This window comes from Kitasatospora sp. NPDC015120, assembly GCF_043080305.1.
Lineage (GTDB): Bacteria > Actinomycetota > Actinomycetes > Streptomycetales > Streptomycetaceae > Kitasatospora.
In genome coordinates, this window is record NZ_JBIBVJ010000006.1 from 200,020 (window position 1) to 219,924 (window position 19,905).

The 19,905-nt window shown below is 76.1% G+C and carries 11 protein-coding genes; all 11 read left to right on the top strand.

The window, feature by feature from the left end:
• The first annotated feature begins 98 nt into the window (after window positions 1-98).
• Window positions 99-518 (top strand): cobalamin B12-binding domain-containing protein, encoded by a 420-nt coding sequence (locus ACF1AK_RS17405; RefSeq protein WP_391499776.1) that lies wholly within the window; start codon window positions 99-101, stop codon window positions 516-518.
• On the top strand, window positions 515-2,002 hold the full coding sequence (locus tag ACF1AK_RS17410) for a methylaspartate mutase (protein WP_391499620.1): 1,488 nt from the start codon (window positions 515-517) through the stop codon (window positions 2,000-2,002). The genes ACF1AK_RS17405 and ACF1AK_RS17410 overlap by 4 nt, the downstream gene beginning before the upstream one ends.
• Window positions 1,999-3,009 (top strand): asparagine synthetase A, encoded by a 1,011-nt coding sequence (locus ACF1AK_RS17415; protein WP_391499621.1) that lies wholly within the window; start codon window positions 1,999-2,001, stop codon window positions 3,007-3,009. Before ACF1AK_RS17410 ends, ACF1AK_RS17415 begins: the two co-directional genes overlap by 4 nt.
• Window positions 3,006-4,277: a glutamate synthase-related protein gene (locus ACF1AK_RS17420; RefSeq protein ID WP_391499622.1), complete on the top strand. Its 1,272-nt coding sequence runs from the start codon at window positions 3,006-3,008 to the stop codon at window positions 4,275-4,277. Before ACF1AK_RS17415 ends, ACF1AK_RS17420 begins: the two co-directional genes overlap by 4 nt.
• 216 nt (window positions 4,278-4,493) lie before the next feature.
• The gene (locus tag ACF1AK_RS17425; protein WP_391499623.1) at window positions 4,494-9,194 is read left to right on the top strand and encodes an amino acid adenylation domain-containing protein; all 4,701 of its coding nucleotides are present in this window, start codon (window positions 4,494-4,496) and stop codon (window positions 9,192-9,194) included.
• Between the two features lie 44 nt (window positions 9,195-9,238).
• The gene (locus ACF1AK_RS17430) at window positions 9,239-13,705 is read left to right on the top strand and encodes an amino acid adenylation domain-containing protein (RefSeq protein WP_391499624.1); all 4,467 of its coding nucleotides are present in this window, start codon (window positions 9,239-9,241) and stop codon (window positions 13,703-13,705) included.
• Between the two features lie 66 nt (window positions 13,706-13,771).
• Window positions 13,772-15,580: a non-ribosomal peptide synthetase gene (locus ACF1AK_RS17435; protein ID WP_391499625.1), complete on the top strand. Its 1,809-nt coding sequence runs from the start codon at window positions 13,772-13,774 to the stop codon at window positions 15,578-15,580.
• Between the two features lie 695 nt (window positions 15,581-16,275).
• Window positions 16,276-17,265, top strand: a complete 990-nt coding sequence (locus ACF1AK_RS17440) for a thioesterase II family protein (RefSeq protein ID WP_391499626.1) — start codon at window positions 16,276-16,278, stop codon at window positions 17,263-17,265.
• Window positions 17,259-18,443, top strand: coding sequence for a cytochrome P450 (locus tag ACF1AK_RS17445; protein WP_391499627.1), 1,185 nt, complete (start codon window positions 17,259-17,261; stop codon window positions 18,441-18,443). The genes ACF1AK_RS17440 and ACF1AK_RS17445 overlap by 7 nt, the downstream gene beginning before the upstream one ends.
• Before the next feature lie 214 nt (window positions 18,444-18,657).
• The gene (locus ACF1AK_RS17450; protein ID WP_030311462.1) at window positions 18,658-18,870 is read left to right on the top strand and encodes an MbtH family protein; all 213 of its coding nucleotides are present in this window, start codon (window positions 18,658-18,660) and stop codon (window positions 18,868-18,870) included.
• Between the two features lie 8 nt (window positions 18,871-18,878).
• Window positions 18,879-19,877 carry a TauD/TfdA family dioxygenase gene (locus ACF1AK_RS17455; RefSeq protein WP_391499628.1) on the top strand — a complete coding sequence of 333 codons (999 nt, stop codon included), beginning with the start codon at window positions 18,879-18,881 and terminating at the stop codon, window positions 19,875-19,877.
• Window positions 19,878-19,905 lie beyond the last annotated feature (28 nt).

Below are 19,905 nucleotides of genomic sequence, written 5' to 3' on the forward strand. Positions count from 1 at the left end.
CCCATCACTCACCGACACAGAGGGTTTGCGCCGTGGACCAGTTGGAGCAGCAGCGCGCCGAGGCCGAACCGCCCGGGCTGGAGGTCGTCGTGACGACGATGGCGTCGGATTCGCACACCTGGAACCTGGTCTTCCTGCAACTGCTGCTGGAGGAGCTGGGGCACCGGGTGACCAACCTGGGCGCCTGCGTGCCGGACGAACTGCTGGTCTCCGAGTGCCGCCGGACCGCGCCCGACCTCATCGTGCTGAGCAGTGTCAACGGCCACGGCTACCACGACGGCCTGCGGGTGATCCGCGCCCTGCGCGGCTGCCCCGAGCTGTCCGGCACGCCCACGGTGATCGGCGGAAAGCTCACCATCGCCGGGCCCGGGGACCCGGACCGGCAGCGGTCGCTGCTCGCCGCCGGGTTCGACGGCGTCTTCGAGGAGGGCCGCTCGGTCGCCGACTTCCGCGCCTTCGTGGGCTCGCTGCCCACCGCGGCCCTGCCCGTGGCGAGCGTCTCGCGGGGCCCGCGATGAGCGCCCTCACCGCCGCGCCGGGCGGCTCCCTCCCCGCCGGAGCGGGCTTCGGCGCCTTCGTCGCCCGGGCCCGTGCCGCCGGCGCCCTGGTCGTCCAGCCCCGGATGGGCATGGCCGATCCGCTGCGGATGCGCGAGGGCCTGCTCGCCACCCGGGACGCCGACGCCGTCACGGTCGGCACCATCACCCTGGACAGCTACACCCGCACCGGCGACCTCGCCGCCGCCCGCCGCGCGCTGGCCGACGGCGTGGGCCTGAACGGCTACCCGATCGCCGGCCACCCGGTGGACGTCACCCGGGCGGTGCTGCGCGGCCTCGCCGGTGAGGGATTCCCGGTGCAGGTCCGGCACGGCTCGGCGCTGCCCGAGCACATCGTCCGCGCGCTGCTCGCGGTCGGCCTGGACGCCACCGAGGGCGGCCCGGTCTCGTACTGCCTGCCGTACAGCCGCACCCCGCTGCGCGAGGCGGTGGAGAGCTGGCGGCGGAGCTGCGAACTCCTCGCCTCGATCCGGGAGTTCGGCGCCGAACCGCATCTGGAGACGTTCGGCGGCTGTCTGATGGGCCAGCTCTGCCCGCCGAGCCTGCTGATCGCGGTGAGCGTGCTGGAGGCGCTGTTCTTCCGCCAGCACGGGCTGCGCAGCATCTCGCTCAGCTACGCCCAGCAGCCCGACCCCCGGCAGGACGAGGAGGCGCTGACCGTGCTCGGCCGGCTCGCCGGGGAGCTGCTGCCCGACGTCGACCACCACCTCGTGCTCTACGCCTACATGGGCGTCTTCCCGCGCACGCCCGGCGGCGCCCGGCTGCTGCTGGAGGACGCCGCCCGGCTGGCGGTGCGCACCGGGGCGGCCCGGCTGATCGTGAAGACGACGGCCGAGGCGCACCGGATCCCGACCGTCGCCGAGAACGTCAGGGCCCTGGAGACGGCCGCCGCGGCCGCGGGCGCCGAGCACCTGCGCCCGCCGCGCGCTCCGGCCGACACCGGCATCGAGGCGGAGGCGCGGGCGCTGATCGGCGCCGTGCTGGAGCTGGACGCCGACATCGGCCGGGCGCTGGTCCGCGCCTTCGCGGCCGGCTACCTCGACGTGCCCTACTGCCTGCACCCCGACAACGCCGGGCGGGCCCGCAGCTCGCTCGGGCCGGACGGGCGGCTGCACTGGTCCGACGTCGGCGCGATGCCGATCGCCGGTCTGTCCGGCGGCCCGCGCCCGCCGATCCTCGGCTCCGCCGACCTGCTCGGCGCGCTCTCCCACGTCCAGTGGAGCTACGACAGCCGCGCCGCCGGCGCCCCGCACCTCGCCGGCCAGGGCCTCGCCGCCCCGCACCTCGACACCCCGCACCTCGCCGCCCCGCACCTCGACACCCCGCACCTCGCCGCCCCGCACCTCGACACCCCGCACCTCGCCGCCCCGCACCTCGACACCTCGGACCTCGCCTACGACCGCACACCCGCCGCACCACGAGAGTTGGGACTCACCACGCCATGACCACCGACGGGCCCATCCCCGCGACCGCCGCCGCGACGCTTCCGGACCCCGGCCGCCACCTGACCTCCCCCTCCACCCGCGCCGCGCTGCGGATCCAGCACCACCTGCTCTCCGCCGCCCGCGAGTACCTGCGCGGCCGGGGCTTCACCGAACTGCTCCCACCGATCATCGGTCCGGTCACCGACCCCGGTTCGCGCGGCTCCAAGCAGGTCGACGTCGACTTCTACGGCCACCGCTACAAGCTGATGACCAGCGCGATCCTCTACAAGCAGGCCTCGCTGCTGGCCTTCGACAAGATCTTCTGCATCGCGCCGAACGTCCGGCTGGAGCCGCTGGAGACCGCCGGGACCAGCCGCCACCTCGCCGAGTTCCACCAGCTCGACGTCGAGGTGGCCGGGGCGAGCCGGGACGACGCCGTGCAGCTCGTCGAGGAGCTGGTGGTCCACATGGTCGGCAGCACGGTGCGCGAGCTGCCCAAGGAGTTCGCCGAACTCGGCCGCGACACCGCGGCCTTCGCCGAGCTGCTGAAGGGCTCCTTCGGCCGGATGCGGCACTCCGAGGCGGTCGCCGAACTCCGGGGCCTGGGCCACCCGCAGAGCCCGGACGCCGAACTCGACTGGGCCGGTGAGGCGTTGCTCTCCGGCCGGCGGGACCGGCCGTTCTTCGTCACCGACTACCCCAAGGGCTCGCGCGGCTTCTACGACCGGGAGAACCCCGAGGACCCGGGCCTGCTGCGGAACTTCGACCTGATCGCGGCCGAGGGGTACGGCGAGCTCTGCAGCGGCAGCCAGCGCACCAACGACTACGCCGAGATCGTCACCCGGATGCGCGAGACGGGGGAGAACCCGCAGAAGTACCGCTGGTACCTGGACCTGGTCCGCGAGGGCGTGCCCGGCAGCGCCGGCTTCGGCATCGGCGTCGAGCGGCTGACCCGCTACGTCGCCGGGCTGGACGCGGTCTGGCAGGCCAGCGCGTTCCCGAAGGTGGCGGGGGTGGTCTCGCCGTGAGCGACCTCAGCGCCCCCGGGTTCCCGGAGGAGGAGGTCCGGCAGCGGGCCAGGGCCGGGACGGCGGCGGCCTTCCCGCCGCCCGGCAGCTACGGACAGGTGCTGTTCGGCGCCGAGCGCCCGGCCGGCGGATCCGGTCCGGCGCAGGCCCCGGACGCGCTGGACGCGCTGCGGATCGTGCCGCCGGTCTTCGTGCCGCAGCGGTTGGCCAAGCTGATCGACCTGGGCCGCGAGCCGGACTACCGGGACGTCGAACTCACCACCACCATCGGCGGGTTCGCGTCCGCCCTGCCGGTGTACGTGTCCGCGACCGGCTCCACCCGGGCGGCCGGCGGGGATCTCGGCCTGGCGCTGAGCCGGCAGGCGGGCGCGCTCGGCCTGCCGATGGTGATCGGCGAGAACATCGTCCCGGTGAACGGCTACGGGCGGCTCGGCGAGGCCGCCGACCGCGCCCTGCTCGGCCGGCTGCGGGCCTACGCCGAGCACCTGCCGGACGGGCTGGGCGGGGTGGCCGTCCAGCAGTCCACCGAGGACGCCGACGCCGAGGTGTGGAACCTGCTCCACAGCGACCCGGCGGCCCTTCCGCTGCTCGAATCCGGGCGCCTGGCCTTCGAGTTGAAGGTCGGGCAGGGGGCGAAGCCGGGGCTCGGCGGGATGACCGTCCTGGAGCCGGACGCCGCCGCCCGGCTCGGCGACCGTTACGGCCTGGACCCGGTCTTCGGCGAGGACGGCCGGGTGCTGCGCGCCGGCACCCCGGGCACCTTCACCCCGGAGATCCTGCGCCAGCAGATCCGGCTGATGCGCAACAACTTCCCCCGGGCCCGGGTCTGGGTGAAGCTGCATCCCGGCCGGGACGTCGCCGAGGCCGCCCGGGTGGCCGCCGAGGCGGGCGCCGACGCCGTCACCGTGGACGGTGCGGAGGGCGGCACCGGCTGGGCGCCGGGCGTCTTCCCGGCGCAGGTCGGGCTGCCGCTCGCGGAGTGCCTGCGCCGGCTGGCGGCCGCCGGGCCGCCGCCCTGCCTGCTGGTCTCGGGCCGGATGTGGGAGGGCGGCCGGGCGGTCAAGAGCCTGGCGCTGGGTGCCCGCGCGGTGGGCCTGGGCCGGGCGGCCCTGCTGGCCGCCGCCGAGGACCCGCAGGCGGGGCTGGTCCGCTTCGCCGAGTGCCTCGCACTCGAACTGCGGCTGCTGATCAGCGCGCTCGGGAAATACACCCCGGCCGCGCTGGACCGGGCCGACGTGTGGTCCCCGGATTTCTCCCGGGAATTCTGAGCCGCTTTCCGCGACAACCGAAGACCGTGTTCCCCCGAGCCCGCCGAGGCGCCCCCGTGCACCCCGGCGGGCCGGTCGCGTTTCGCCAAATCCCTCTGGCAGAGCGGCAGTTGAAACTGCCGATGGTCTTCCGGGAGTTCTGCCGATCGGGCCCGGAAGACCGCCCTAGGGTCGGGACCACTGCCCGCAGCGTCGTCAATTCATCGGGGTTGGATGATGGAATCTCGCGGTTTCCCCTTCATATCCGTCGCGCACCGGTATCCGGACCGGCCGGCCGTACGGCTCGGCGCCCGGACCCTCCGCTATCGGGAGCTGGACGAGCTGAGCGGCGCCCTCGCCGCCCGGATCGCCCCCGGGCGGACGGTGGCCGTCACCGGCCGCGACCGGCTCGACCACCTGGTCGGCCTGCTCGCCGCCCTGCGGGCCGGGGCCACCTACCTGCCGCTGGACCGGGAGGCCCCCGAGGAGCGCAACCGCTGGATCCGCGAGGACGCCGGCGCCGCTCTCGCCCTCACCGACGGCGAGCTCGTCCGCCTCACGCCCGCCGACGGGCCCGACGCCGCGCCCGCCCCCGGCTACCTGCTCTACACCTCCGGCACCACCGGCCGCCCCAAGGGCGTGCACGTGCCGCTGGACGCGCTGACCGGGCACCTGGCGGCCGCCGTCGAGCGCTTCGGCCTCACCGCCGACGACGTCGTTCTGCACCTCGCCCGCCCCACCGTGGACGTCGCCGTCGAGCAGGTGCTCACCACGCTGTCCGCCGGAGCCTGCCTGCTCGTCCCCGAGCAGCACCTGCTCGGCCCGGACGCCCTGCTGGACCTGCTGGACGCCGAGGGCGTCACCGTGGCCAACCTCCCGGCCGGTTACTTCCGGGAGGTGGTGACGGCCCTGCGCGCCCGCGCCCGCGCCCCGCGCACCCTGCGCCTGATGATCTCCGGCAGCGACCGGCTCTACCCGGACACCGCGGCCGTCTGGTGGGCCGCCACCGGAGTGCCGCTGCTCAACGCCTACGGGCCCACCGAGGCCGTGGTCACCGCCACCGTCCACGAGTTGTCCGGCGCCCCGCACACGGAGCCGGTCCCGATCGGCACCCCGCTGGGCGACCGGCGCGCCTACGTCCTGGACGACCGGCTGCGCCCGGTCACCGGGCCCGGCGAGAGCGGCGAGCTCTACCTCGGCGGACCGCTGCTCGCCTCCGGCTACCACGGCCGCCCGGGCCTGACGGCGGGCCGGTTCGTGGCGGACCCGTTCGCGCCCGAGCCGGGCGCCCGGATGTACCGCACCGGCGACGTGGTGCGCCGCGAGGGCCCGGACGCCCCGCTGGAGTTCGTCGGCCGCGCCGACCACCAGCTGAAGATCCGCGGCTTCCGGGTCGAGCCCGGGGAGATCGAGCAGCTGCTCGCCGCCCGCCCCGGCGTCGCCGGCGCCGTGGTCGTCGCCCACGAGGGCCGGCTCGCCGGCTACGTCACCGGCGACGCCCCCGACCCCGCCGCGCTCCGCGCCCATCTGGCCGAGCGGCTGCCCGAGCACATGGTCCCGGCCACCCTCACGGTGCTGGACGCCTTCCCGCTGACCGTCGGCGGCAAGACCGACCGCACCGCGCTGCCCGAGCCGCAGGCCGCGCCGCCCGCGCCGGACGCCGCCCCGGCCGGCCGCCCGCTGCGCACCCCCGCCGAGCAGCTGATCGCCGCCGTCTGGGCGGACGTGCTGGGCGTGCCCGAGGTCCGCGCCGACGACAACTTCTTCCACCTGGGCGGGGATTCGCTCACCGCCGTGCGGGTGGTCGGCCGGGTCTTCGACGTCTTCGGGATGATCTCCCCGTACACCATCTTCGACGCCCCGACCCTCGCGGAGTTCGCCGCCGCCGTCACCGCCGCCGCCGACGGCGAGCGCCCGCCGCCGACCCGCCTCGGCGCCGCCTCGGCACCGCTCTCCCCGAACCAGCGCGGACTCTGGTTCCTCGACCAGTGGAACCCGGGCGCGCCCACCTACATCGTGCCCTGGGTGTTCCGCTTCGCCGGCCCGGTCGACGCGGAGCTGCTGCGACGGGCCCTGGAGGGCGTGGTGGCGCGGCACGAGGCGCTGCGCACCACCTTCGAGCTGGCCGAGGACGGCCCCCGTCAGCTGGTCCACCCCACCGTGGACGTGCCGTTCACGGTGACCGACACCGAGGCCGGGCGGGTCGACGCCCTGGTCGCCGAGGCCGCGCTCGTCCCCTTCGACCTGGAGCACGGCCCGCTGCTGCGCGCCCACCTCTACCGCACCGGGGACACCGCCACCCTGCTGCTGCTCTGCCACCACATCGTCTGGGACGAGGGCTCGCTGCCCGTCCTGGAGAGCGAACTCGCCGCCCTGTACGAGGCGCTGGCCGCCGGCCGCCCGGCCGGGCTGCCCGAGCCCGCCGTCCAGTACGCCGACTACAGCGCCTGGCAGTACCGGGACCCGGCCCACGCCGAGCGCCAACTCGCCCACTGGCGCGAGCACCTGGCCGACGCGCCGACCGAACCCGCGCTGCCCACCGACCACCCCCGGCCCGAGGTCCAGCGCTTCCGCGGCGACTTCCACCGCTTCGCGATGCCGCGCCCGGTCGCCGAGGCGGTCCGCGCGCTGGCCCGCAGCGAGGACGCCACCCCGTTCATGGTCCTGCTGGCCGGTCTGGCGCTCACCCTGCACCGCCGCACCGGGCAGCGCGACCTGGTGCTCGGCTCCCCGGTGAGCGTCCGCGGCCGGGCCGAACTCGACGCCCTGGTCGGCTACTTCGTCAACCTGCTGCCGCTGCGGGTGCGGGTCGGCGAGACCATGGACTTCCGCGACCTCGTCCGGCACGTCCGCGAGGTGGCGATCGCCGGCTACCGCCACCAGGAGGCGCCGTTCGACGACATCGCGGCGAGCGTCCTGGAGGACCGCCCGGACGACCGCGCCGAGAACCGCAACCCGCTCTGCCAGGTGCTGCTGGAACTGCACCCGCTGGACACCCGCCCGCTGACCGTCGGCGGCATCGAGGTGACCCGGGAGCTGTACTCCAACCCGGTCTCCCGCTTCGACCTGTCGGTCTCCGTCGACGACCGGGGCACCGACTTCACCGGCCGCTTCGAGTACGACTCCGACCTGTTCGACGCCGCCACCATGGCCGAGCTCTGCGAGGCCTGGCTCGGCACCCTCGCCGCCGCCGTCGGGACGCCGGTGCACGCCCTGGTCGGGGCCCGGGCCGCCGGCGCCCCCGCCGCGACCGCCCTGGTCTGCGGCGAGCAGCGCCTCTCCTACGGCGAGCTGGACACCCGGGCGAACCGGCTGGCGCACCACCTGGCCGCCGGCGGGACCGGCCGCGGCGACACCGTCGCCGTGCTCGTCGAACGCGGACCGGACCTGGTGGTCGCCCTGCTCGCCGTGCTCAGGACCGGCGCCGCCTACACCCTGCTCGACCCGGACTTCCCGGCCGGCCGGCTGGCCGGCGCGTTCGCCGACTGCGCGGCCTCGCTGCTGGTCACCCACCGGCACGCGAGCCCGCCGTTCCCGGTCGGGCGCCACCTCGACCTGGACGCGCAGGCCGCCGCGATCGCCGCCCGCCCCGCCCACGACCCGGGCGTGCCGGTCACCGGCGACGACCTCGCCTGCGTGATGTTCACCTCCGGCTCCACCGGCCGCCCCAAGGGCGCCGCGGTGCCGCACCGCGCGCTCACCACCACCTACCTCGGCCAGGACTACGCCCGCTTCGGGCCCGGCGAGGTCTGGCTGCAGTGCTCCCCGGTCTCCTGGGACGCCTTCGCCCTGGAGCTGTACGGCGCGCTGGCCTTCGGCGGCGTCTGCGTGCTGCAGCCCGGCCAGCGGCCCGACCCGCAGGCCATCGCCGAGCTGACCCGGCGCCACGGCGTCACCCAGCTCCAGCTCTCCGCCAGCCTGTTCAACTTCCTGCTGGAGGAGTTCCCGGAGACCTACGACGACCTCAAGGTGGCCTTCACGGCCGGCGAGCGGGCCTCCGTCACCCATGTCGGCAAGGCGCTCGGCCAGTACCCGGACCTGGTCGTCGCCAACGGCTACGGCCCGGTGGAGAGCCTCGGCCTGACCACCTGCCACCGCGCCACCGCCGAGGACGCCGCCGGCGCCGCCGTCCCGATCGGGCGCCCGCTGCACGGCAAGGCGGTCCACGTCCTGGACGAACGGCTGGAGCCCGTCCCCGACGGCATCACCGGCGAGCTCTACGCGGCCGGCGGCGGCCTCGCCCACGGCTACGTCGGCCGGCCCGCGCTGACCGCCGAGCGCTTCGTCGCCTCGCCGTTCGGCGCCCCCGGCGAGCGGCTGTACCGCACCGGCGACCTCGGCCACCGGCGCCCGGACGGGCTGCTGGAGATCACCGGCCGGATCGACGACCAGGTGAAGGTCCGCGGCTTCCGGGTCGAACCCGGTGAGATCGAGGACGCGCTGACCCGCCACCCCGCCGTCCGGGAGGCCGCCGTCACCGTCCACGAGCCCGCCCCCGGCGACCACCGGCTCGCCGCCTACGTCACCCTCGACGCGGCCGCGGACGCCACCGCCCCCGAGGCGCTGCTGGACCACCTGGCCGGGCTGCTGCCCGAGCACATGGTGCCCGCGACCGTCGACGTGCTGGACGCCCTGCCGCTCAACCCCAACGGCAAGGTCGACCGCAAGGCGCTGCCGGCCCCCGCCGCGCGCCGCGCCGCCGCCCCGGCGGACCCGCTCACCCCGCACCAGCGGCTGGTCGCCGACGCCGTGCGCGCCGTCCTGGACCTGCCGGACGACCTCGGACCGGACACCAACTTCTTCCGCATCGGCGGCAATTCGCTGGCGGCCGTCCGGGTCGCCATGAAGCTCTCCCAGCAGACCGGCACCAAGGTCGCGCCGCACGTGGTGTTCCGCGGCCGCACCGTGGGCGCCATCGCCGAACGGCTGGCCTCGTGATGACCGGCCACCCCGACCCCCGTCGCACCGAAGGGAACGAGGCCGTGCGCCCGTCCGACGACGCCCGGGCCGCCCGGGCCCGCACCGCACCCGTGTCCGGCCTCCAGCGCGGCCTCTGGTTCCTCGGCCACCTGGACCCGAGGAGCATCACCTACACCACCCCCTGGACCTACGAGGTCACCGGCCCGCTCGACCTCGGCCTGCTGGCCCGCGCCCTGGACGCCGTCACCGCCCGCCAGGAGGCCCTGCGCACGACCTTCGCCCTGCACCCCGACGGCCCCCGCCAGCACGTCCACGACACCCTCGCCGTGCCGTTGGCCGTCACCGACCTGCGGGCCCTGCCCGAAGCCGAACGCGCCGGCCGGTCCGAGGAGTTGATCGCCGAACGGGCCGCCGAGCCGTTCGACCTCGCCACCGGCCCGCTGCTGCGCGCCGAGGCGTTCCGGCTCGCCGACGAGCGCACCATCCTGCTGTTCGTCGTCCACCACATCATCTGGGACGGCTGGTCGGCCGAACTCTTCGAGCGCGAACTCGCCGAACACTACCGGGCGTTCGCCGAACAGCGGACCCCGGACCTGCCGGCCCTCGCCACCGGGTACGCCGACTGGGCCGAGGAGGAGCGGCTCACCTCCTACGAGGAGCACCTCGCCTACTGGAAGGACCGCCTCGACGGCGCACCCGCCCTGCTCGACCTGCCCGCCGACCGCCCGCGCCCCGCCGAACGGAGCGAACGCGGCGCCACCGAGCACTTCGGCCTCGCCCCCGGCACCGCCGCCCGGGTCCGGGCCCTCGCCGAACAGGAGGGCGCCACCCCGTTCACCGTGCAGCTCGCCGCCTTCGCCCTGCTGCTGAACCGCTGGACCGGCGCCGACGACCTGCTCGTCGGCACCCCGGTCACCACCCGCAACCGTCCCGAACTCGCCGACCTGCTCGGCTACTTCGTCAATCTGCTGCCACTGCGCATCAGGCTCTCCCCGGGCGCGACCTTCCGCGAGCTGGTCACCGACCTCCAGGACGGCGCCTTCGACGCCTTCGGCTACCTCGACGTGCCCTTCGACCAACTGGTCGACCACCTCGGCACCGCCCGCACCCCGCAACACCCGCCGCTGGTCCAGGTGGTGTTCGGCGCCCACGGCGAGGACGACACCCCGCTCGCCCTCGGCGCGGCCACCGGCCGGCGCACCGTCCGCTCCAACGGCACCAGCAAGTTCGACCTCACCTGGTCCGTCTTCGAGCCCGCCGGCGACCGGCCGGACGCCCTGCGCGGCGAGGCCGAGTACCGCACCGACCTCTTCGACGCCGCCACCGTCCGCCGTCTCGCCGCCGACTACGCGGCCCTGCTGGACGCCGCCCTCGCCGACCCGGACGCCACCGTGCTCCGGCTCACCGCCGCCCCCGCGGCCGGGCAGCGGCCCCGCCCCGCCCGGCTCGACGACGGCCACTGCCTGCACCACCTCTTCGAGCGGGCCGCCGACGCGCACGGCGCCCGGCCGGCCGTCGACGACGGGCGGGAGCGCCTCGACTACGCCGAACTCGACCGCCGCGCCAACCGGCTGGCCCACACCCTGCGCGCCCACGGGGTGCGCCCCGGCGACCGGGTCGGCCTGCTGCTGGAACGCACCGTCGCCGTCCCGGTGGCCGTCCTCGCCGTCCTCAAGACCGGCGCCGCCTACGTGCCGGTCGACCTCGCCGCCCCCGCCGACCGGGCCGCCCTGGTCTTCGGCGACACCGCCGTCACCGCCGTGCTCACCGACCGCCCCGACCGCGCCCCCGACGGCCCCTGGCGGACCCTCGACCTCACCGCCCGGGCCGCCGAGATCGCCGCCCGCCCCGACACCCGCCCGCCCGCCGCCGGCCGCCCCGGCGACCTCGCCTACCTGATCTTCACCTCGGGCTCCACCGGCCGCCCCAAGGGCGTCGCCGTCGCCCACGAGCACGTGACCCGGCTGCTCGACTCCGGCCGCGAGCACTTCGGCTTCGGCCCCGGCACCACCTGGACGCTCTTCCACAGCTACGCCTTCGACTGGACCGTCTGGGAACTGTGGGGCGCGCTGCTGCACGGCGCCCGCCTGCTCGTCGTGCCCTACCTGACCAGCCGCTCGCCCGAGGAGTTCGCCGCGCTCCTCGACGAGCAGGACGTCACCCACCTGTGCCTCACCCCCTCCGCGCTGCGCCAGCTCGAACCGGCGCTGCGCCGCCGCCCCCGGGCGCTGCCCGCGCTGCGCTGGATCATGCTCGGCGGCGAGGCCCTGGACCCGGGCGTCGTCCAGCGCTGGCACGAGCTCGACCCGCCGCCGCCCGCCCGGCTCTGCAACCTCTACGGCATCACCGAGACCACCGTCCACGTCACCGTCCACGACGTCGCCGAGGGCGGCGCCGGCTTCGGGCGCAGCCTCATCGGCGAACCGATGGCCCACCTCACCGCGGCCGTCCTGGACGACTGGCTGCGCCCCTGCCCGCCCGGCGTGCCCGGCGAGCTCTACATCGGCGGCGGCAGCCTCGCCCACGGCTACTGGGGCCGCCCCGGCCTCACCGCCGGCCGCTTCGTCGCCGACCCCGCCGGACCGCCCGGCGCCCGCCTCTACCGCACCGGCGACGTCGCCAAGCGGCTGCCGGACGGCGGCCTGGAGTACGTCGGGCGCGCCGACTTCCAGGTCAAGCTGCGCGGCTTCCGGATCGAGCTCGGCGAGATCGAGAACGCCCTCGCCGCCCACCCGGACGTCGAGGCCTGCGTGGTCACCGTGCACGAGGACCGGCTCGCCGCCTACGTCACCGGCCGTGCCCCCGAGGACCTGCGCGGCTTCCTCGGCCGCTCGCTGCCCGCCTACATGGTCCCGGCGAGCGTCACCGTGCTGGACGCCCTGCCGCTCACCGTCAACGGCAAGGTCGACCGCGCCGCCCTGCCCGCCCCCGGGCGCGCCGCTCCCGGACGGACCGGGCGGCACGTCGAGCCGCGCACCCCCGAGGAGGAACTGTTCGCCGCCGTGTGGACCGAGGTGCTCGGGGTGCCCGGGATCGGCGTCCACGACGACTTCTTCCACCTCGGCGGCGACTCCATCCGCGCCGTCCAGCTGGCCGGCGCCCTGCACGACCGGGGCTGGCAGCTCTCCCTGCGGGACGTCTTCAACGCGCCCACCGTCGCCGCCCTGCTGCCGCTGGCCCGGCCCGTGGAGGCCGGCCCCGACGCCGGCCGGCCGTTCGCGCTGATCGACGAGGACGACCGGGCCGGGCTGCCGCCCGGGATCGTCGACGCCTACCCGATGGTCTCCATGCAGCTCTCGATGGTCTTCCACATGGAGGTCGCCGGCGGCACCGACAGCTACCACAACGTCAACTCCTACCGCTTCGGCGGCGAGCTCGACGAGACCGCGCTGCGCCGCTCCGTCAACGAGGCGATGGCCCGGCACGCCGTGCTGCGCACCGGCCTCGACCTCTCCGGCTACGGCGAACCGCTCCAGCTGGTGCACGGCACGCTGCCCGCCCCGGTCGAGTTCGCCGACCTGCGCGGGCGCACCGAGCAGGAGCAGGACGCCGCGATCCGGGCCGTCTTCGAGCACCACCGCGACCGGCCGTTCGACCTCACCGCGCCCCCGCTGTTCCGGCTGACCGTCCAGCGCCTGGCCGCCGACGCCTTCCAGCTCACCGTCTCCGAACACCACGCGATCCTCGACGGCTGGAGCTTCACCTCCCTGCTCACCGAGATCCTCGAACGGCACGCCGCGCTCGCCGCCGACCCGGTCTCCGCGCCCGCCCCGCCGCCGCGCACCGCCTTCCGCGACTTCGTGGCCGTCGAACGGGCCGCCGCCGCGGACGAGGACTCGCTCGCCTACTGGCACCGGCGGCTCGACGGCGCCACCGGCCAGCTCTGGCCGGGCAGCGAGGACGTCCACGAGCTGCCGCGCACCGTCGAACGGGTGCTGCCGGACGCCCCCGGGCAGCTGCGGGCCGTCGCCGACGCGCTCGGCGTCCCGGTCAAGTCCGTCGCCCTCGCCGCCCACCTGCACGCCCTCGCCCGCATCACCGGGCGGCGCCGGGTCACCACCGGACTGGCGATGAACGGCCGGCTGGAACGCCTCGGCGGCACCGAGGTCTACGGGCTCTTCCTCAACACCGTCCCGCTGGTCGCCGAACCCGGGGAGGACCTGGCGGCGCTGGTGCGGCACGTGCACCGCGAGGAGCTGGACATGATGCCGCACCGCCGGGTGCCGTTCGCCCGGCTGGCCCGGATGATGGCCGACACCGCGCTCGACAGCCAGTTCGGCTACCTGCGCTTCCACGCGCTCGGCCGGCTCAGCTCGGCCCGCATCGAGGACGGCCGGATCGGCACCGAGCCCACCTACCGGCACGAGCCGAACAGCTTCACCTTCGGCGCCTCGCTGATCCAGGACCCGGTCACCCGGCGGGTGCTGCTCGCCGTGGACCACCAGCGGGCGCTGGTCGACGACGCCACGGCGGAGGAGTTCATGGACGCCTACGCGGCGGCCCTGGCCCGCCTGGCCGCCGACGTCTGACCCCGGCTCCGGACACCACCGCCCCACCCCACCCGTCAGCCCAGCCCAGTGAGGAGCACCCCCGCCATGACCACCTTCGCGGAGCCGGTCACCGCCGCCCCGTCCACCCCCGCCGCCGCCGCCGGCCTGCTGTCCCGGCTGCGCGCCGCCGTCGCCGCCCACCCCGGCCGGCCCGCCGTGCACGCCGCCGACGGCAGCCTCGACTTCGCCGCCCTGGAGCGCCGCACCGCCACCCTGGCCGCCGCCCTGCGCGCCGCCGGCGTGCGGCGCGGCGACCGGGTCGGCGTCCACCTCGCCCGCACCCTCGACCTGCCGGTCGCGCTGCTCGCCGTCTGGCGGGCCGGCGCCGCCTACGTCCCGCTGGACCCCGCCTACCCGGCCGAGCGGATCGCCTTCATGGCCGCCGACGCCCGGCTGACCGCCGTGGTCAGCGCCGAGACGGCGCCGCCCGTCCCGGCCGGTGTCGCGGTCCTGCGCCCGGACGCCGCCGCGCCCGGCCCGGCCGCCCCGGACGCCCCGCACCCGCTGGACCCCGCCTACGTCATCTACACCTCCGGCTCCACCGGCCGCCCCAAGGGCGTGGAGGTGCCGCACGGCGCGGTCGCCGACCTCGTCGCGGGCCTGGAGGGGATCGGCGCCTACCGCCCCGAACCGGCCGTCGTCGCCTGGAACGCCAGCGTCTCCTTCGACGCCTCCGTCCAGCAGTGGGCCCGGATCTGCCGCGGCGACACCCTCGTGGTCGTCGACGACGCCCGGCGCTCCGACCCGGCCGCCCTGGCCGCCCTGCTCGACGAGCACGCCGTCACCGACCTCGACCTGACCCCGTCCCACTGGCAGCTGCTGCGCGAGCCGCTGCTCGGCGGCGGCGCCCGCGTCCCGCGCCTGTTCATGGGCGGCGAGCCCGTCCCCGGGCGCACCTGGCGGGAGCTGGCCGACGGCGGCATCGAGGCGTACAACCTCTACGGGCCCACCGAGTGCACCGTCGACGCGATCGCCGCCCGGATCACCGGCCCCGGCCCGCACCTCGGCGCGCCGCTGCCCGGCGTCCGCGCCCACCTGCTGGACGAGCGGCTGGTGCCGGTCACCGAGCCCGGCGCGGTCGGCGAGCTGTACCTCGGCGGGCCCGGCCTCGCCCACGGCTACGCCGGGCAGCCGGGCCTGACCGCCGGCCGGTTCGTCGCCGACCCGTTCGCCCCCGGGCCGGGCGCCCGGATGTACCGCACCGGCGACCGGGCCCGCCGCTCCGCGGACGGCCTGCTGGAGTACGTCGGCCGGGTGGACCGCCAGGTCAAGCTGCGCGGCTTCCGCGTCGAACTCGGCGAGGTCGAGCACGCGGTCGCGGCCCTGGACGGCGTCGGCGCCGCCGCCGTCACCGTGCACGAGCCCGCACCCGGGGACACCCGGCTCGCCGCCTACGTCACCGGCCCCTCGGCCGACCCCGCCGCCCTGACCGCCGCCCTGCGCCGTACCCTGCCCGCCCACCTGGTGCCGGCCACCGTGACCGTCCTGGACGCACTGCCGCTCACCCCGAACGGCAAGGTCGACCACCGCGCCCTGCCCGCCCCGGCCGCCCCGGCGGCGCCGGAGGCCGCCGGCGGGGGCGTGGCGGAGCAGGTCGCCGAGGTGTGGCGCACCGTGCTCGGCGTTCCCGAGGTGCTGCCCACCGACGACTTCCTCACCCTCGGCGGCCACTCCCTCGCCGCCCTGCGGGTGGTCCACCTGCTGCGCCGCAAGCTCAACGTCGAGCTCCAGCTGCGCCACCTGCTGGACGCCGCCGACCTCGCCGCCTTCACCGAGGCCGTCCAGCGCGCCACCACCACCGCCCCGGCCGCCGCCCGCCCCACCCTCGCCCCCCGCCGCCCGGCCGTCCGATGAACACCACCCCCGACCCGCTGTCCGGAGCCCGGCAGCCGGTGACGCCTGAGGCGTACCCCGCTGCGGTGGCGGTCGGCCCTGTCATCGCTGGTGGCCCGCCGTCCGGCGTCCGGCAGCCGGTGACGCTCTCTGCGGCCAAGTGCGGTTCTTCCGCGCGGCCGCCGGTGGGTTCGGCCGGGGGAGTGGCCGCTTCTGTGGCGGTTGGTGGTCCGGCGATGGTCGCCGACCCTTCACCGAGCGGGGTCCCGGTTCCGGCCGATGCAGCTGAGTCCCGGGCGCCTGCCTCCGCTCGCCAGGCAGCCACTCCCCGCTCGCGGCCGGTCATCGGTGCCACAGCACCGGGCGACGCGGCGGCCGGTCGCCCGACGGCCGTGGCCGTGGCGGCCGGTGGCCCGCGACTCGGGGCTCGGCAGCCGGCGACACCGGCGCCGGGAGGAGTCGATGGGGGCGCACACGGCTCCGGTGCACCGCCCGAACGCCTGTCGGCCGCCGGCACGGTTCCGCGACCGTTCGTCCCCGTGACGGCCGCCGACGTGCAGCCCGGCGCTCGTCAGCCGGTCGCTGCGGAGGTCGTCCCGGCCGGTGGAGCCGCCGCCCGGCCGCCGATCACTCCTCGGCCGCGCCCGGCGGTCGCCGGTGTGCAGCCCGGTGCTGCCCGTCGGCCGGTTCCTCCGGCCGACGGTGCTGCGGCCCGGTTGCTCGCCTCCGCCGCCGCCCGGCCGCCGATCACTCCTCGGCCGCGCCCGGCGGTCGCCGGTGTGCAGCCCGGTGCTGGCCGTCGGCCGGTCGCTCCGCCCGCCGCCCCGGCCGAGGGGTCTGCGGCCCGGGTCCTCGCCTCCGCCGCCTCCACCCGGCCGCGCCCGGCACCGGCCGTCCCGGCCACCCGGCCCCGCACCGAGGGGGACTGGTTCCTCCTCCCCGCGCCACGGCCCGCCGCCCCCGTCAGGCTGTTCTGCTTCCCGCACGCCGGCGGGGACGCCACCGCCTTCACCCCGCTGGCGCGCCATCTCGCCCCCGCCGCCGAAGTGTGGGCGCTGCGCCCGCCGGCGCGCGGCGGCCGCAGCCGCGACCCGATGCCCGCCGGCTTCGCCGCCCTGGTCGAGGCGGTCACCGCGGCCCTCCTCCCGCACCTCGGCCCCGGCCACCGGGCCGCCTTCTACGGGCAGAGCTTCGGCGCGCTGCTCGCCTACGAGGTGGCCCGGGCGCTGCCCGCCGACCGAAGGCCCGAGCTGGTCGTGGTGGCGGGGGCGCCCTGCCCGGCCGAGTGGACCGAGCGCGAGTCCAAGGACCTCGACGCCGCCGAACTCCTGCGCCTGACCGGCCTGGAGGAACTGGTCCGGGCCGATCCGGAGCTGGTCGAGCTGGCCCTCGGCGGCATCCGCACCGACCTCGCGGTCAGCGCCACCTACCGGTACCGGCCGCATGCCCCGATCGGCTCCGCACTGTACGCGCTGGCCGGCGCCGACGACCCGATGCTCGCCACCACCGACCTCACCGGCTGGGCCGCCCACACCCGGGGCGCCTTCGGCCACCGCGTCCTGCCCGGCGGGCACCTGCTCGCCACCGTCGACCGGCCCGGCCCGGTCGACCTCCTGAGCACCCTCCTGAGCACCCGCCCCATCCTCCCCACCACCACCACCATCACCGCCACCGCCACCGCCACCAAGGAGCAGCCGTCATGGTGACCACCACCTCCGTCGACCTCACCGACCCCGCGCTGTGGGCCCGCCCCGACACCCCGGAGCTGGTCGCCGAACTGCGCGCCGAGGCCCCCGTCCACCGCACCGACACCGTCGACGACGGGCCGATCTGGTCGGTGATGACCTACCGGGAGTCGGCCGACGTCCTGCGCAACGCGGCCGTGTTCAGCTCGGAGTCCGGCTCGCTGCTGGGCGCCGGTGTCGGCAACGTCCCGGTCGGCTCGGGCCGGATGATGGCCCTCACCGACCCGCCCCGGCACCGTGAACTGCGGGCCCCCGCCAACCCGTTCTTCTCCAAGGGCGGGGTGCGCGGCGCCTCCCGCTCGATCGCCGACCGGGCCGCCGAGCTCTTCGACCGGGCCGTCGAGCAGGGCGAGGCGGACCTCGTCGACGTCGTCTCCGCGCTGCCGCTGGCCGTCATGTGCGACCTGCTGGACGTTCCCGAGAAGGACCGCGACCTGGTGGTCCGGGTCTGCGACGTGGCGTTCCTCGGCGCCACTCCGGAGGAACGCCGGGCCGGACACCAGCAGTTGATCCCCTACCTGCTGCACCAGGTGATGCTGCGGCGCAGCGACCCGCGTGACGACCTCATCTCGATGATGGCCACCTACAAGGTGAACGGCCGGCTGCTGCCGGTCGAGGACGTCGTGCTCAACCTGGACAACATCGTGGTCGGCGGCGTCCAGACGGTCCGCCACACCGCCGCGATGGGGCTGCACACCCTGGTCAACCGGCCCGACCTGTGGCGGCAGCTGCAGCGCGGCGAGGTGTCGATGGACTCGGCGGTGGACGAACTGCTGCGCTGGACCTCGGTCGGGCTGCACACGCTGCGCACCGCCACCCGGGACATCGAACTGGCGGGCCGGCAGATCCGCCGGGGCGACCGGGTCGCGGTCTGGGTGTGGTCGGCGAACCGGGATCCGGAGGCCTTCGAGGCGCCCGAGGAGATCCGCCTCGACCGCTCGCCCAACAAGCACCTGGCGCTCGGCCTGGGCGCCCACTACTGCATCGGCGCGCCGCTGGCGAAGACCGAGCTGAGCGCGCTGTTCACGGCGGCGCTGGAGAAGGCTTCGTCGATCGAGCCTGCCGGCCCGGCGGAGTTCAACCGCTCGATCATCAACTTCGGCCTGGACCGCCTCCCGGTCCGGCTCACCCCGCGCTGAGGACCGCCCCGGCCAACCCGGCCGCCCGGCCACCCCGGCGGACCGACCCCCGCCCGCCCGACCCCCGGTTCGACCCCTGCGACGAGGCCCGCGCAGGAGGACGGCAGTCCCGGAACTGCCGCTCTCCTGCCGGGCCTCGTGCCGCTTCCGGGCCCGGCGCGCCCCTACCTTCGAATCACCGCACCATGACCACCACCTCACCGAGGAGACCACCGTGAGCAACCCGTTCGAGGACGACAACGCCGGCTACCTCGTCCTGGTCAACGACGAGAACCAGCACTCGCTGTGGCCGGTCTGGATCGACGTGCCGGCCGGCTGGACCACCGTCCACGGCGAGGCCCCCCGCCAGGAGTGCCTGGAGTGGATCGAGGCCAACTGGACCGACATCCGCCCGGCCTCGCTGGTCGCCGGCCTCGACCGCCGGTGAGCGCCGCCATGGTCACCTGGGAGCTGAACCCCGGGCGCCCGGCCCTCGCCCACGTGCCGGCCGGCGCCGACCTCGCCGAGGGCTGCGCCTGGCTGCGCGCGCACGAGGCCGAGCTCACCGCCGCGCTGCACGAACACGGCACGGTCTTCCTGCGCGGCCTGCCGGTCGCCGCCACCGAGGACGTCGCCGCCGTGCGCGACGTGCTGATCCCCGAGCCCACCCCGTACCGGGAGAAGGCCACCCCGCGCAGCGACTTCGGCAACGGCGTCTTCTCGTCGACCGACCTGCCGCCCGCGCAGCCGATCCGGATGCACAACGAGAACAGCTACACGCTGACCTTCCCCGGCCGGCTGCTGTTCGCCTGCCTGACCGCCCCGGAGGCGGGCGGCGCCACCCCGACGGCGGACGTCCGCAAGGTCCTCGCCGCCCTGCCGGCGCACCTGGCCGAGCGCGGCCGGACCTCCGGCTGGACGCTGGACCGCAGCTACTCCGACTACGTCTCGCTGGGCTGGCGGACCGCCTTCGCCACCGAGGACCGCGCCGAGGTCGAGCGCTACTGCCGGGAGAACGGCATCTCCTGGGAGTGGACGGCGGACGGCAACCTGCGCACCAGCCAGCTGCGCCCGGCCACCATCCACCACCCGCACACCGGCGAGGAGGCCTGGTTCAACCACCTGGCGTTCTGGAGCGAGTGGTCGCTGGACCCGGACATCCGGGAGGCCATGGTCGAGGAGTTCGGCCCGGACGGGCTGCCGTTCAACACCGGCTTCGGCGACGGCGAGCCGCTCACCCGCGAGGACGTCGAGGCGCTGAACGCCGCCTACGAGGCCGCCACCGTCCGGGAGACCTGGCAGGCGGGCGACGTGATGCTGGTCGACAACGTGCTCTGCGCGCACGGCCGCGACCCGTACCGCGGCGACCGGAAGATCGCCGTCGCGATGGGCCGCCCGGTCGACGTCCTCGACTGCCGCCCCTCGGTCCTGCCGACCACCGCCGTCGCCGCGTGACGGCGCCCCCCACCCGCCCGTGACGTGA

Excerpts from the sequence above, each read along its gene's own strand:
- ACF1AK_RS17405 (WP_391499776.1), top strand. The coding sequence starts at position 99 with ATGGCGTCGGATTCGCACACCTGGAACCTGGTCTTCCTGCAACTGCTG.
- ACF1AK_RS17410 (WP_391499620.1), top strand. The coding sequence starts at position 515 with ATGAGCGCCCTCACCGCCGCGCCGGGCGGCTCCCTCCCCGCCGGAGCG.
- ACF1AK_RS17415 (WP_391499621.1), top strand. The coding sequence starts at position 1,999 with ATGACCACCGACGGGCCCATCCCCGCGACCGCCGCCGCGACGCTTCCG.
- ACF1AK_RS17425 (WP_391499623.1), top strand. The coding sequence starts at position 4,494 with ATGGAATCTCGCGGTTTCCCCTTCATATCCGTCGCGCACCGGTATCCG.
- ACF1AK_RS17435 (WP_391499625.1), top strand. The coding sequence starts at position 13,772 with ATGACCACCTTCGCGGAGCCGGTCACCGCCGCCCCGTCCACCCCCGCC.
- ACF1AK_RS17445 (WP_391499627.1), top strand. The coding sequence starts at position 17,259 with ATGGTGACCACCACCTCCGTCGACCTCACCGACCCCGCGCTGTGGGCC.
- ACF1AK_RS17455 (WP_391499628.1), top strand. The coding sequence starts at position 18,879 with ATGGTCACCTGGGAGCTGAACCCCGGGCGCCCGGCCCTCGCCCACGTG.